At 39.1% G+C, this 15209-nt stretch carries 7 protein-coding genes; all 7 read right to left on the bottom strand.

The window, feature by feature from the left end; translation table 11 throughout:
- Positions 1 to 345 precede the first annotated feature (345 nt).
- On the bottom strand, positions 346 to 2265 hold the full coding sequence (locus J7R07_RS07500; RefSeq protein ID WP_208436251.1) for a BID domain-containing T4SS effector: 1920 nt from the start codon (positions 2263 to 2265) through the stop codon (positions 346 to 348).
- 238 nt (positions 2266 to 2503) lie between these two features.
- Positions 2504 to 4363 (bottom strand): BID domain-containing T4SS effector, encoded by a 1860-nt coding sequence (locus J7R07_RS07495; protein WP_208436250.1) that lies wholly within the window; start codon positions 4361 to 4363, stop codon positions 2504 to 2506.
- A gap of 304 nt (positions 4364 to 4667) precedes the next feature.
- The gene (locus J7R07_RS07490; protein ID WP_208436249.1) at positions 4668 to 6512 is read right to left on the bottom strand and encodes a BID domain-containing T4SS effector; all 1845 of its coding nucleotides are present in this window, start codon (positions 6510 to 6512) and stop codon (positions 4668 to 4670) included.
- A 231-nt stretch (positions 6513 to 6743) separates the two neighbouring features.
- Positions 6744 to 8570, bottom strand: coding sequence for a BID domain-containing T4SS effector (locus J7R07_RS07485; RefSeq protein ID WP_208436248.1), 1827 nt, complete (start codon positions 8568 to 8570; stop codon positions 6744 to 6746).
- Positions 8571 to 8804: 234 nt separating this feature from the next.
- Positions 8805 to 10751, bottom strand: coding sequence for a BID domain-containing T4SS effector (locus J7R07_RS07480; protein ID WP_208436247.1), 1947 nt, complete (start codon positions 10749 to 10751; stop codon positions 8805 to 8807).
- Positions 10752 to 11002: 251 nt separating this feature from the next.
- On the bottom strand, positions 11003 to 13135 hold the full coding sequence (locus J7R07_RS07475) for a BID domain-containing T4SS effector (RefSeq protein ID WP_208436246.1): 2133 nt from the start codon (positions 13133 to 13135) through the stop codon (positions 11003 to 11005).
- 277 nt (positions 13136 to 13412) lie between these two features.
- A partial coding sequence (locus J7R07_RS07470; RefSeq protein WP_208436245.1) for a BID domain-containing T4SS effector occupies positions 13413 to 15209 on the bottom strand: 1797 nt, incomplete at its 5' end.

Genomic DNA, 15209 nt, shown 5'->3' with positions numbered 1-15209 from the left:
AGTACCCATTAGCGTAACAAAATATATCTGATTGTTAAATGTCTTTTTTCATACATTAACTTTAAAAAGTGGAAATTCGACTTTTTAGAGTTTAGAGTGTTTATGAGGATTAAAGAATTTGTCTATATTTTTATACCAGGATCTGGAATGTTTAAAACTATGGAGGGTACTTCTTAGGCGTATCAATATGTTGTTTCTATTTCAGTGCATATTGCTTATCACATCCCCTTTGCATATGCAGCGTCGACAACCCTATAAACACACATCCATCTGTCCTCTTTTTTGAAGAGAGAGAACCGATGGAGGAGAGCCATTGAAAGGCTATGGATCCAGTTTGAGAAAAAACTAAAAAGTAAGATTTTTAAATGCAGCTTTTACTCGTAGGGGCTTATCTTTACACATCCTAGCATGAGAATCTGCTTGTTTTTCTTGATCGTACTTTTCTTGCATTGTGCTTGCTCTTTTTCTACCGCGCGGTGAAAGTTCATATACTTTAAACGATAGTCCCTTATCGGTTTTGCCACCAGGAGAAGATGTCTCATACAATTCGCGTATTCTCACTGTATGGGGTGGCGTACCGCGTTCTAAAAAGGTTTTAGACATACGAACATGCTCAATATTAAGATTGATCTTTTCTATTTGTTGAAAGCATTCTGCAACTTGTTCTGCTTGATGTACCGATATGTTAAGGCTTTCAGCAAGTTTTGTATGATCTCTTTGTTGTATAGCTTGACACTCGCTTGGTAATAAACGTCCCTTAAGTTTTTGGAAATAATTTGCCACTTGCTTTTCTAGCTCAGGAGAGGTTAATAAAGCCTTTCTCTGCTCTGTGTTTGATAGACAAAATAGATCTTGTATCTTTTTGCTAGGCATTTCTATCGGCTGTTTACAGCGTTTTTGTTCATCAAAATGTTTTCTAAGAAGATCTCTTTCTAAGTCTAGTGTAGCATTTGCATAAAAACAGAGCTCCAATTTCAACTCAGAAAGCTCTTCTTCAGCAAGCGTACGTGCTCTATTTCTTATGCCACATATTTCGAAACCAGCAAGCCTAGAGAGAGACCTCATAGATTGATGCATTTGTGTTACAATTTGGTATCCATTACTGGGATTTTGATTAATGTCTCTAAGCTTGTCCTCTAAAACATGCTCTTTGCCATAAACAGTTTTACACAAATCTGCTATTCTGCTTTTATGGCGTTGTATTAATTCATTCCCTTCAATCGCATCAAAAACTTCCTTTTGCGAGAGAGGGGCTAATATTTTCTCTGGGATAAGAAATTTCTGTAATTTTTGAGGTAAGGGTGCCGTAAAAGTGAAGGAATCACCAATTTTTAACTTATGCAATTGTCTTGGTGAAAGATCATTTTTATGTCCTAAGACGAGAGTCCCATTAACATCCACCATGAAGCCTTTTTCCCCGCAGCCCCTATAGATACCACGATAAATATGACCGTCTTGTGCAACGACAGCAGGACGATAATTTTCTTCATGAAGTCCAAGTCTTTTCATTTCAGTGGTAAATTCACTTAAAAGAAGTGACTTGCTTGGATTTGAGATATCCTCAAGCAAATGCATCATCGGTTCTTTATTGCCCTCGTTTATTGCTGCAGTGTAGGCAAGATCCTCACGCTTTCGTGTTAGAAGAGAAAAATCGAGAGGATGTTTTGCTGCTTGTCCGAGTTTTTCAACGAAATATTGTATAACAGGTATACTGCCTGCTACGAAAGGATGTGTATAGTGCAAACTGAGCATTATTTCAGCTGCATGTTTCACGAACTCTTCGCGGCTTAGATTTTGTAAATTATTCTTTTCCGCAATCATTTTATCTATTTCATCGAGTTTTTTCTCTATTTCTTCTCCGCTAGCAAAAGGCTTTTTAAATTTATTTTTTTTTAAAAATGGTGCAGAGGCGGTATTCCCATCTGCAAATGTAAAGGGAGATTCACGCGAACAACCAGCCCATTCAAACATATCTTTAAAGAAATTATGGTGAATATGTCGCAGATAGTGAGAATCAAACTTTTTTGGTAAAGGTTCACAATGCAGTTTTGTTTTTGCTGCCTCTATATCACGGGTACATTGCTCTTTGAACGCACCTGATTCTTTGATACCACGCTTATTTTTGAGTACTGTGTTCTCGGTATAAAAGAAATTCTGCAATGCTAAACTTGCTGCTGTATGGTCTATTGTATCAACTGCTTGAGGGATTTTTGCTGTTTCGTCTTCTTTAGGAAATACAGAGTGGTTCGTCTGGTTCTTTATCATGAATCTTTCCTTTCAAGCTTTTTTAAATATCAATATTTATCTTTCAAAACCCCTTTGGTACGTATTTCATCTTTCCTTTATAGCTTTTCTCTAAAGAAAAAAACTTATTCTATCAATAAGCTAGGTAAAATTATGGAGATATCTCATCGAATATTTTTCCTGAGATCTCTTCTTATGGTACAATCCACGAAATGATTGTACCACAAGAACAGATTTAAAAACAAAACTTAAAGTACGACTAGCGTGCTATAGATTTTTGATGATTTTGTATAAACCGCTCTTCTACCGGTTTATTTTTCTTGGTAAATTCTACAATATTCTCTTCTTTCATTCGTGTTGTGCTTATTGCAGCAGCTGGTTCACTGCCATTTTTCACGAGAGATTGATGTGCATCGTGTACCTTTTGCTTATCCATTTCACGATGCTGTTGTTGAACAATATCGTAGATCTCTTTTGTTTGTCTTACGACGGTGGTAATTTCTTCCGTTTGACTCATTGATATGCCAAGACTTTTGGCAAGTCCTCTATCATTTTTTTCATTTATAGCTTTATGCTCATTTGGTGATAAACGTTCATTGAGTTTTAGGAAATAATCCTCTATCTCTGCTCTTAGTTCAGGAGAGCTTAATAAAGTTTCTCTCTGTTGCTCTTTGGATGAGAGAAATAGATTGTTTAACTGACGACTAGGCATTTCTACCGATTTTGTACAGCGCTGCTGTTCGGCAGAATGCGATTCTAGAATATCCTTTTCTACTTGCTTTAGAGCATGTATATACTGGAACATGGCATGACCGAGCGGCAAAAAATTTTCTGTGGCATGTTGGCGTGCACCACTTTTAAGGCCACATACATTAATACCACGAAGCTTATGATAACGCTGAGGAAATTTTTCAAGATCCTGTGCAAGCTTTTCGCCTCTCTTAAAATCTTCATGCGTTATCGGAATTTTAAATTTTGAAAGTACACCTTGCAGAGCATGCTGTTTGCCATAAACAATCTGACACAAAGATTCAATTTTCTTGATGCTGTTTTGGACTGGGGAACTTTCGTAAACCCTTTGAGAAAGTTCTTCGTTGCTAAGAGCTGGAACGTTTTCTCCTGGAATAAGCACTTTTTGCACTTCTTGAGCAAGAGGTGCTGTAAAGGAGAGGTGATCACCAATTTTTAATGCTTTCACTTGCTCTGGTGCGAGATATTTTTTATGTGCTACGACGTAAGTTCCGTGAATGTCCACCATGAAGCCCTCAGCACCACTGCCCCTATAGATACCACGATAAGTGTGACCCTCTTGTGCAACGACAGCAGGATGATAATGTTTTTCATCAAGCCCAAGTTCTCTCATGCTATCGATGAATTCACGTAAAATAAGCGATCTAGCTGGATGAGAGATATCGTCAAGGAGACGCTTTATAGGCTCTGAATTGTTGTTGTTTACTGCCTCATAGCGGATAAGTTCCTTGCGTTTTTTTGAGACAAGAGAAAAATCTAGCTCACAGCCTGCTGCTTGTCCAAGTTTTTCAACGAAAAGTTGTACTGTGTGTCTATTCCCTTCTCTGAAAGGATTTAAAGAGTACAAATGCGCCATGACTTGAGAGGCATGTTCAACAAACTCTTCACGTGTTAAATTTCGCAACTCATCTTTTGTAAGGAGCATTTCATCTAATTTTTGAAGGCCTTGTTGTATTTCTGTGCCAGTAGCAAAAGCTTTTTTATATTCCTTTTTTTTCAGCGATGGCATAGCAGCAATGCTGCCATTTGCAAATTTAAAGGGTTCATCGCGTGTATGTCCAGCCCATTCAAATACCTTGGAAAATATTTGCTTATGAAGGTTTTTTAGATAAGAAGAATTAAACTGTTCTGGCAAGGGGGCTGCGCGCAGTTCTGCCATCATTTGTTTTGTATCACGAGAATATACTTCAGCTAATTTTTTTTGATTGGTAATAAGGTATTTATTTTTATAGACTTTAGTTTGGGGATAATAGAAATGTCGCGCCTCTATTTTCAGCTTTTTAAGGGCTTCTGGGTCAAGTTTGCGGTGACGCTCTTGCAATTCTATTGGTGTGGAAGGAGTAGGATTATTTATTTTTTCTTTTTTCATAAAAAGTTCCTTTCAAACTTACCCAATGTCAATATTTATCTTTAAAAGCTGTCCCGCTGTATATTTCATCTTTAATTTTATAACTTTTCTGCATTTATATTATTAAATTTTATCAAATAGTTATGTAAAAAGAGTGGTTTTTTTATGCTCGATCAAAGAAGGGGGAAAGATATTTGCGTTATGCAGAATGAAGGGAAAATATTTTATCTCGTATTTTCCCTAATATTACACACAATCTTTCGTGAAACTTATAGAAATGAAGCATCACGAGAGTAAATTAAAAGCTAAAGTTTTTAAGGTACAATCACATCATCATAGATCTTGTCCGACGTTGTCGAACATGCCCTTTGATCTTTTGGTCTTGTTTGTTACATTCTACAGCGTTTTTTTCTTTCATTTTAACGGATTTTACACCACCGCTTTTCGTTGGAGATTGACGTACATCACGTTTTTGCTGCTTACTCATCTCACGATGCTGCTGTTGAATGATATCATGGAGCTCTTTTGTCCCTTTGAAGACTACTCCAATTTCTACCGCATGACTTGTTGATGTTCCAATAATATCAGCAAGTTTTGAATAATGTCTGCTCTCTATAGCTTTCTGTGCACTTTGTGGTAAACGTTCACTGAGCTTTTTGAAATAATCCTGTACGTATACTCTTAGTCCAGGAGACTTTGATAAAACTTCTTGCTTGTGATTTTCGTCTATAACAAAGAGAATGCTTAGCCGTTTATTAGGCGGTTCTACGGCTTTTGCACAGCGTTTTTGTTCGAGCAAGTGAGTTTCTAGAATCTCCCTTTCTGCTTGTTTTAAAGCATATGTATAACCGAGAATGGCATAACCGAGAGCTGAAAAATTTGCTTCAGCATGTTGACGTGCGCTACTTTTAAGACCCAGTACACTAACGCCGCGAATATGACCATAATTTTGAGGACGTTCTCCAATAGCCCGTGCAAGTTTTTCTCCGGCCTCAAGATCATCACTCGTTATTGGAATTTTAAATTTTGGCAGTACATCTTTTAAAGCGCCCTTTTTACCATAAACCAACTTAGACAAAACTGTGATATTTCTCATGCTATTTTTTACTGATGCACTGTCGTAAACCCTTTGAGAAAGTTCTGCATAGCTAAGATCTGGAATGTTTTCTGCGGGAATAAGCACTTTTTGCATTTCTTGAGCAGAAGGTGTGGTAAAGGAGATGGTATCACCAATTTTTAATGTCTTCACTTGCTCTGGTGCGAGATGTTTTTTACTTGCTACGACGTGAGTCCCATGAACATCTATCACGAAGCCTTCAGCTCCGCTGCCCCTATAGATACCATGATAAGTATGGCCCTCTTGTGCTACGTAAGTAGGACGATAATTTTTGTCCTCGAGCCCAAGCGCTCGCATGTTATTGATAAATTCACGTAAAACAATCACTTTCTCTGGATCAGAGAGATCGTCAAGTATATGCTTTAAAGGCCCTTTATTTCCGTAGTCCACCACCTCAGAACGGGCTAATGCCTTGCGTCTTTTTGATATAAGAGAAAAATCTAGTTCACAGTTTGCTGCTTGGCCAATTTTTTCAGCGAAAAGTCGTATTGCGTATCTATTCCCTTCTTTGAAAGGATTTAAAGAGTACAAATGCGCCATGACTTCAGAGACATGTTCAACGAACTCTTCGCGTGTTAAATTTTGCAACGCATCTTTTCCAAGGAGCATAGCATCTAACTGTTGAAGACCTTGTTGTATTTCTCTGCCGGCAGCAAAAGCTTTTTTAAAGTCCTTTTTTCGCAGAAATGGTGCAGAAGCAGCGCTCCCATCTGAGAACATAAAGATTTCATCACGCGTATGCCCAGCCCATTCAAAAATATTAGAAAAGATTTGCTTGTGAAGGCTTTTTAGATAGGAGGCACTAAACTGTTCTGGTGGAGATGCTAGGCGCAATCTCGCCATCATCTCTTTTGCATTACGAGAATAAACCTCATTCAATTTTTGCTGATTGATAATACGATATTTATTTTTATACACTTTGCTATTAGGATAAAAAAAGTTCTTAGATTGTCTCTGCAGTCTCTCACGGGTTCCCGACCCATCTATTAAACTCTGCTTTTGCAGCTCTATTTGCGCAAGAGAGGCAGAATCACCCATTTGTCCCTTTTTCATATATATTTCCTTTCAAGCTTTTGCAATATCAGTATTTATTTTTAAAACCTCTTTGATGTATATTTCGCCTTTACTTTATCATTTTTATTGTTTCATCTTATTGGTGCGTTCAATCAAATAAGGAGGATATTTTCCCAATACTTTTCTTAATATCACACATTATCCTATGGTAAAATTCATAGAAATGGTCGAACTACGGGATCAGATTAAAAGCCAAAGCTTAAGGTACGATTATAGTGTCATAGATCTTGCATAACACTGTCGAATTTTCTTTCCTTTCATTTTTGTTGCACTTATTTCAGAAAATTTTTCACTATCAGTTTTTGTTAGAGATTTACTTAAATCACGTTTCCTCTGTATATTCATTTCACGATGCTTCTGTTGAATAATAATATCGTAAATCTCTCTTGTTTGTCTTGCGACTACAGCAATTTCTCCTGCATGATTTACTGATGTTCCAATGACTTGAGCAAGTCTTGCATAATGTCTGTTCTCTATAATTCTATATTCGCTTGATGATAAACGTTCATTGAGTCTTTGGGAATAATTCTCTACCTCTCTTCTTAATTCAGGAGAGCTTGATAAAATTTCTTGCCGTTTTTCTTTGGACATGAAAAACAGATTTTTTATCTGTTTACTAGGCATTTCTACCGACTTTGCACAACGGTGTTGTTCGGCAGAATGCGATTCTAGAGTGTTCTTTTCTGCTTGTTTTAGAGTATGTACATACTGGGAAATAGCACAACTAAGGGGCAAAAAATTTTCTTCGGCATGGCGACGTATGTCATTTTTAATGCCAAAGACACTAACACCACGAAGTTTACAAACGGACTGGGGACGTTTTCCAATACGTCGCGCAAGCTTTTCTCCTTTCTTAAGATCTTCGTGCGTTATTGGAACTTTAAATTTTGAGAGTATATTTTGCAAAGCATGCTTTTCTCCATAAATAACTGGACACAAAATTTCGATTTTTTTTATGTTATTCTTAACTAATGCACTTTCGTAAACCCTTTGAGCAAGTTCCTCGTTGCTAAGATCTGGAACGTTTTCTTTTGGAAGAAGCACTTTTTGCGCTTCTTGGGCAAAAGGTGCTGTAAAGGAGAGGGGATCACCAATTTTTAATGTTTTTACTTGCTCTGGTGGGAGATGTTTTTTAGGTGCTACGACGAAAGTTCCATTAACATCCATCATGAAACCATCAGCTCCACTGCCTCTATAGATACCTTGATAGGTTTGGCCCTCTTGTGCAGCGACAGCAAGACGGTAATTGTCTTCATCAAGCCCAAGCTCTCTCATGCTATTGGTAAATTCATTTAAAACAAGCAGTTTCTCTGGATTAGAGATATCGTCAAGGAGATGCCTTAAAGGCTCGTTATTGTCGTCGTTCATGATTGCAGCACGGACAACATCCTTGCGCTTTTTTGTTACAAGAGAAAAGTCTAGCTCATGGCCTGCTGCTTGGCCAAGTTTTTCCATGAAAATTTGTGCTGTGCGTCTATTTCCTTCTCTGAAAGCATTTAAAGAGTGCAAATGCGCCATGACTTGAGTGGCATGTGTAACGAATTCTTCACGTGTTAAACTTTGCAACTCCTCTTTTGTCAGGAGCATTTCATCTAATTTTTGAAGTCCTTTTTGTATGTCTATGCCGCTAGCAAAGGCTTTTTTATATTCCTTTTTTTTCAGAAAGGCCATAGAAACAACGCTACCATCTTGCAATGGAAAGGATTCATCACGTGTATGTCCAGCCCATTCAAATGCCTTGGAAAACATTTGCCCGTGAAGCTCTTTTAGATAGGCAGAACTAAGCCGCTCTGGTGGTGCAGCTACGCGTATTTTATCCATTGCTTTTTTTGCATCACGAAAACACGCCTCACTTAATTCTTTTTCATTTTTAAGACGGTATTTGTTTTTAAAAATTGTTGTACCAGAAATAAAGTAACTTTCTGATTCTCTTTGCAGTCTTGCACGAACTTCATGTTCATTTATTGGGGGATGCTTTCGCGTTTTTTCTTCTTCTTGTGTGAGAGATCCAGGATGGCCTTTTAATTCTTTTGTCATATACATCTCCCTTCAAGCTTTCTCGGTATCAATATCAATCTTCAAAAGCTTATTCGGTGTATATTTGATCTTTAGTTTATAATTGTTATTCATTTTTATTAATGAATTATGTCAAATGAGGGGAGGGATGTTTTGTCCAATATACTCTCTAATCTTACATATCATTCCATGATATAATTTGTAAAAATGGTCGCAAGTACGGGAACGGATTAAAAGCCAAAGTTTATGATGCCATCATAGTATCATAGATTTTGTTCGACGCTGTTCTTGCTTTTCTGCCGTTTTGGCTTGCCTAGAAAACTTTACAATATTTGCTTCTTGAATTTGCGTTGTAATTTCTCCAGTAGATTTTTCGTTATCGTTTTCCCATTGCATAGATCTAGCTTTATGCTTTTGTACCGTTTGGTTTTTCCTGACAAGTTTTACAACTCTTTCTTCTTCCATTTGTGTTGCACTGACTTTAGCGGATTTTTTGCTCCCATTTTCCACTACAAATGAAGGCACCTCACGTTTCTTCTGCTGATTCATCTCGCGAGACTGCTGTTGAATAATGCTGGAGATCTCTTTTGTTTGTCTGAAAATTTCTACAATTTGTTCTGCTTGGCCTACTGATGTTTCAAAAATCTCTGCAATTTTTGCATAATGCCTTTCCTCTATAGCACTACGCTCATTTGTTGATAAACGTTCGTTGAGTTTTTTAAAATAAGCCTGTACCTGTCTTCTTAGTTCAGGAAAATCCGATAAAGCTTTTTGTTTTTGCGCTTTAGGCATGCAGAATAAATCTTTTATCTGTTTAGGAGGCACTTCTACCAGCTTTTGACAGCGTTTTTGCTCGACAAAGTGGGACTTTAGAACATTGTTTTTTACTTGTTTTTGAACACGTACATAGTCAAAAAGAATACGGCCAAGAGACAAAGCAGTATCTTCAGCACGTATACGTGCACGGTTTTTTATGCCACATATTTTAAGGCCAGCAAGCTTAGCAAAAGACTCTGGATGTCCAGAAATTTGAAATGCAAGTTGATTTCCCAGATCAGGATTTTGATAAATGTCCTGAAGCCTTCCCTGTAAAATGTACGGTCTGCCATAAACAGTTTTGCACAAAGCCTCGATATTTTTTTTATATTCCTGTATCAATGAATTGTTTTGAACCCTCTCAATAATCTCTTCTTTCGAGAGAGGTGCTAATATTTGCTGTGGTATAAGAATTTTTTGTGCGTCTTGAGCGGGAGGTGCTGTAAAGGTGAAGTGGTCACCGATTTTTAATGTCTCTAGTTGTTTTGGTGAGAGATTTTTTCTATCTCCTAAAACATACATCCCATTAACATCCATCATGAAGCCATAATATCCACAGCCTCTATAGGTACCATGATACGTCTGATTGTCTTGTGCCACAATAACAGGACGATAATTCTCTGCCTTAAGTCCAAGCTTTCTCATTTCATGGCTGAATTCATTTAAAATAGATATTTTTGAAGGATTGGAGATATCCTCAAGCAAATGTTGCATCGGTTTTGGATTGCCCTTGTCTATTGCTTCAACACTGGCAAGCGTTTTACGTTTTTTTGTCATAAGAGAAAAATCCAGCTGATAGCCCGCTGACTCAGCAATCTTTTCAACAAAAAATTGTATTGTGCGTCCATTGCCTTCTCTGAAAGGATGCAGATACTGCAAATTTATTATCAGTCCCGCCGCGTGTTGAATAAATTCTGAGCGAGATAAACCTTTTAAATAATTGTTTTCGGCGAGTGCTTGATCTAAATTTCTCAGTCCATCTTCTACCTGGTCACTGGGGGCAAAAGGATTCTTAAATTCCTTTTTTTTTATAAGAGGTGTAAAAGCAACACTTCCATCTGCGAATTGAAAAGGTTTGTGGCGGGTCTGTCCGGCCCATTCAAACGTATCTTTAAAGAAGTTATAATGAATATATTTTAAATAAGAGGAATCAATTTTTTCTGGCGGGAATTCGGCACGTAACTTTCCTATGACTCGTGTTATATTTTGGGCACATCGTTTATTTAATGCATGCCTATCTTTAAGGAGATATTTATTTTTGAGTGTATCTTTATCTTTGTAAAAAAAATTCTGCACTGCTGCGCTTATTTCATCAACTGTCTGGGAGGAAGCTGTTGATTTTTTCTCTGTGATAGATAGGGAATGATGCGTTTGGTTTTTTGTCATGGATACTTCCTTTCAAGCTTCCTCAATATCTATCTTTGAAAGATTCTTCAGTGCATACCCCCTCTTGACTTCGTAGCTTTTTATCTAAAAAAGGACGCTCATTTTATTATTCATTTTATCAATGCGTTAAGTCGAGCAACGGGGATGTTTTGTCCAATATTTTTCCCAATATTACACTTCCCCCCCCCGGTACAACTCACAAAAATGATCGTACGATAGAAACAGATGAAGAGACAAAGCCTAAAGTATGGTCATAATGACATACTTCTTCCATGACGCTGCCGAGCTTTTTCTTCTAGCGCTTTGCTTTGTTCAACCGGCCTTACAATTTTCTCCTGTTCCGCTTTTTTTGCACTTGTCTCAACAGATTTTTCACTGCCGCTTTCCCATCGTACATATCCAGGTTTATACTGCGGAACTTTTTCTTCTGGTGCTTTACCTTGCTTGTCCAATTCTACAACTTTGCCTGTTTGTGTTGCACTCGTGCTAACAGCCTTTTCACTCATTTGTCCTGTATTTATTATAGTAGCCGTCTGGCTCGTTTTTGCTGTGTTTATGACAGAAGCTGTTTGAATGATTGGTGTTGTGTTTACGACAGTAGCCGCTTCACTCATTTGTGCTGTGCTTACGGCAGCAACTTTTTCACTACCACTTTTCGTTGGAGATTGATGCAGACCATGTACCTGCTGCACACTCAGGTCACGCTGCTGTTGAACAATATCATTGAGCTCTTTTGTTTGCCTCGCAACTGCGGCAATTTGTCCCGCCTGAGTTACTGATGTTCCAAGATCTTCAGCAAGTTTTGAATAATATCTCTCATTTATAAGTTTCCAATCGCTTGATGATAAACGGTCATTCAAATGTTTGTAATACTTCTCTACTTCTTGTCTTAGGTTATGAGAGCTTGATAAAATTTCTTTCTGTTGCTGTTCGGGCAGGAAAAAGAGATTTTGCATCATATCACTAGGCGTTTCTACCGATTCTGCACAACGTTGTTGTTCGGCAGCATGAGATTCTCGAATCTCCTTTTCTATATCTTTTACAGCATATAGATAGTCAAGAATGGCGTGACTAAGGGGCAAAAAGTTTGCTGCGGCATGTTGGCGCGCACCACTTTTAAGGCCAAAAATACTAAAGCCACGAACTCTATGGTGACGCTGAGGGCGATCTTGAACATCCCGTGCAAACCTTTCTGCTCTCGCAAGAGCATCGTTATTCACAGGAATTTCTAACTTTGGAAGTACATGCTGCAGTGCATGCTGTTTGCCATAAACAACTTGAGACAAAATGTGGATTCTTCGTAGGCGACTTCCGATGACGGGATGTCCGTAAACCCTTTGAGCAAGTTCCTCGTTGCTAAGATCTGGAACGTTTTCTTTTGGAAGAAGCACTTTTTCTGCTTCTTGAGCAGAAGGTGCTGTAAAGGAGAGGGGATCACCAATTTTTAATGTTTTTACTTGCTCTGGTGGGAGATGTTTTTTAGGTGCTACGACGAAAGTTCCATTAACGTCCATCATGAAACCATCAGGTCCAGCGCCTCTATAGATACCTTGATAGGTTTGGCCCTCTTGTGCAGCGACAGCAAGACGGTAATTGTTTTCATCAAGCCCAAGCTCTCTCATGCTATTGGTAAATTCATTTAAAACAAGCAGTTTCTCTGGATTAGAGATATCGTCAAGGAGATGCCTTAAAGGCTCGTTATTGTCGTCGTTCATGATTGCAGCACGGACAACATCCTTGCGCTTTTTTGTTACAAGAGAAAAGTCTAGCTCATGGCCTGCTGCTTGGCCAAGTTTTTCCATGAAAATTTGTGTTGTGCGTCTATTTCCTTCTCTGAAAGCATTTAAAGAGTGCAAATGCGCCATGACTTGAGTGGCATGTGTAACGAATTCTTCACGTGTTAAACTTTGCAACTCCTCTTTTGTCAGGAGCATTTCATCTAATTTTTGAAGTCCTTTTTGTATGTCTATGCCGCTAGCAAAGGCTTTTTTATATTCCTTTTTTTTCAGAAAGGCCATAGAAACAACGCTACCATCTTGCAATGGAAAGGATTCATCACGTGTATGTCCAGCCCATTCAAATGCCTTGGAAAACATTTGCTTGTGAAGCTCTTTTAGATAGGCAGAATTAAGCTGCTCTGGTGGCGCAGCTACGCGTATTTTATCCATTGCTTTTTTTGCATCACGAAAACACGCCTCACTGAATCCTTTTTCATCTTTAATATGGTATTTGTTTTTAAAAATTGTTGTACCAGGAATAAAGTAATTTTCTGATTCTCGTTGCAGTCTTGCACGAACTTCTTGTTCATTTATTGAGGGATGCTTTCGCGTTTTTTCTTCTTCTTGTGTGAGAGATCCAGGATGGCCTTTTAATTCTTTTGTCATGGATATTTCCTTTCAAACTTTCTTTAGTGAATATTTACCTCTGAAAGCTGCTTTTAGTGTACTCTCTGCCCTTTTGCTTTTGTTACAAAAAAAGAGCGCTAAATTTGAATAACCTCCCAAACTTTGCGCTATTTGTAGCAAAAGTAATTGACATTTATGACTTTTGTACGTTCTTTTTATAAATTTTTATCAATTAGCTATATCAAAACACGGTGCAATCTCCATAGGACGATTGCACCGAGGGATAAGTTTAAAAGCCAAAGCTTCTGTATAATACTTAGATAGAAGCACTCATTGCACGTCGTCTTGTTGCAAATTTCTGTTGAGGAGTTTTCAGTACTTCCTGTTCTGATTGTTTGGCAATTCCAGAACGCTCTTTTTGTAGATTTTCCAATTTTTGGGACCGTTGCAAAAATTTATCGTGGAGCTCTACTCTGCTCTGACGGCTTTGCACAATGTCCTCTTTTGCTTTTACCACTTTTTCTCCGTACTCTTTGATGTTCTCACACAGTATGGGAAGAGCCTTTTCAGCGTCTTTTCGCGCACTTGTCTTTATACCACATATTGTTTGACCCCTTAAACCGCCAAAAAAGCTATTAAAGTTTTGTACTTGCCATATCAGTTCATCTGCCATACCAGGAATTTTTCGTACATCCTCCAGTCTAAAATCCAAACTTTCTCGTGTGCCAAAAACCTGCTTACACAAAACCTGGATTTTGGTATGGGCATATTGAACCTCTGGATTTGTCCGAATTTGGCGGTCCATTTCCTGCCTCGAGAGAGGTTTTAATTGCTGTTTAGCATTAACCGGCTCTCGCAACTCATTTGCACTTTTTTGAGCATTCGCATAACCCTTAAGGACTTCCGATAAGAATAAAATGTCTCTTTCAGCAGCTTTACGTGCGCTACTTTTCATGCCCAATACACTGAAGCCAGAAAGTGAACCAATAGCTTTAGGATCATGTAGAACATACACTGCAGTTACTTCTGCCTTGGCCGGGTTTCGTTGTGCTTCTTCTAGTTGTCGATCTAAAATATGCGTATCGCCATAAATACTCTTGCACAAATGTCTGATCTCTGCCCTAAATGCTGCACACAACAGATCTCTTTCTGATAAACTTGGAGAAGCAATGTCTACGCGCGGCGGTTTTAATGGACTAGGGGAAGGATGACCACGACCTTCTGAATGTTCATCTCTTTTACGCCAAAAGCCAAATATCTTTTTGGCTTTTGTGTGGCGTGATTTTTTTGAACCAGTCTCTGCATGTGTGGATTCTCCTGCCACCTTTTGGCTTTCTTCTATAGCCGCTTGTTTCATAATTTTGGGGCGCGGTGGTACTTTTGGACGAATAGGTCTATCTGATAAATCTGACGTTTTGGTAGAACTACTCTCTGAATCAGATTCTATAGCCGCTTGTTTCATAATTTTGGGGCGCGATGGTACTTTTGGACGAACAGATCCATCTGAGAAACCTGACACTCTGGCTGGTAAGATTGGAGCAGGCCCCAAATCTGGCTCTCCGCCTCTTGTGGGAGCTACCCCGCCGACCGCGCCGGTTGGTATGCCCGGAATAGACTCGTATATAGGCTCCTGCTCTGGATCAGGCCCCAAATCTGGCGTTCTGCCTCTTGGAGAAGCTACCCCGCCGACCGCGCCGGTTGGTATGCCCGGAATAGACTCGTATATGGGCTCCTGCTCTGGATCAGGCCCCAAATCTGGCGTTCTGCCTCTTGGAGAAGCTACCCCGCCGACCGCGCCGGTTGGTATGCCCGGAATAGACTCGTATATGGGCTCCTGCTCTGGATCAGGCCCCAAATCTGGCGTTCTGCTTCTTGGAGAAGCTGCCCCGCCGACCGCGCCGGTTGGTATGCCCGGAATAGACTCGTATATGGGCTCCTGCTCTGGATCAGGCCCCAAATCTGGCGTTCTACCTCTTGGGGAAGCTACCCCGCCAGTCGCGCCGATTGGTGTGTCCGGAATAGACGCGTATATGGGCTCATCATCTGGAGCAGGTCCAAAGTCTTGCTCTCTGCCTCTTGAGGATGCTGCATCTGAGGAAGCTATCCAACTGGC

This window comes from Bartonella phoceensis (assembly GCF_902825145.1).
Lineage (GTDB): Bacteria > Pseudomonadota > Alphaproteobacteria > Rhizobiales > Rhizobiaceae > Bartonella > Bartonella phoceensis.
This window is presented reverse-complemented; position numbering and strand designations above follow the sequence as displayed.

Excerpts from the sequence above, each read along its gene's own strand:
- J7R07_RS07500 (WP_208436251.1), bottom strand. The coding sequence starts at position 2,265 with ATGATAAAGAACCAGACGAACCACTCTGTATTTCCTAAAGAAGACGAA.
- J7R07_RS07495 (WP_208436250.1), bottom strand. The coding sequence starts at position 4,363 with ATGAAAAAAGAAAAAATAAATAATCCTACTCCTTCCACACCAATAGAA.
- J7R07_RS07490 (WP_208436249.1), bottom strand. The coding sequence starts at position 6,512 with ATGAAAAAGGGACAAATGGGTGATTCTGCCTCTCTTGCGCAAATAGAG.
- J7R07_RS07485 (WP_208436248.1), bottom strand. The coding sequence starts at position 8,570 with ATGACAAAAGAATTAAAAGGCCATCCTGGATCTCTCACACAAGAAGAA.
- J7R07_RS07480 (WP_208436247.1), bottom strand. The coding sequence starts at position 10,751 with ATGACAAAAAACCAAACGCATCATTCCCTATCTATCACAGAGAAAAAA.
- J7R07_RS07475 (WP_208436246.1), bottom strand. The coding sequence starts at position 13,135 with ATGACAAAAGAATTAAAAGGCCATCCTGGATCTCTCACACAAGAAGAA.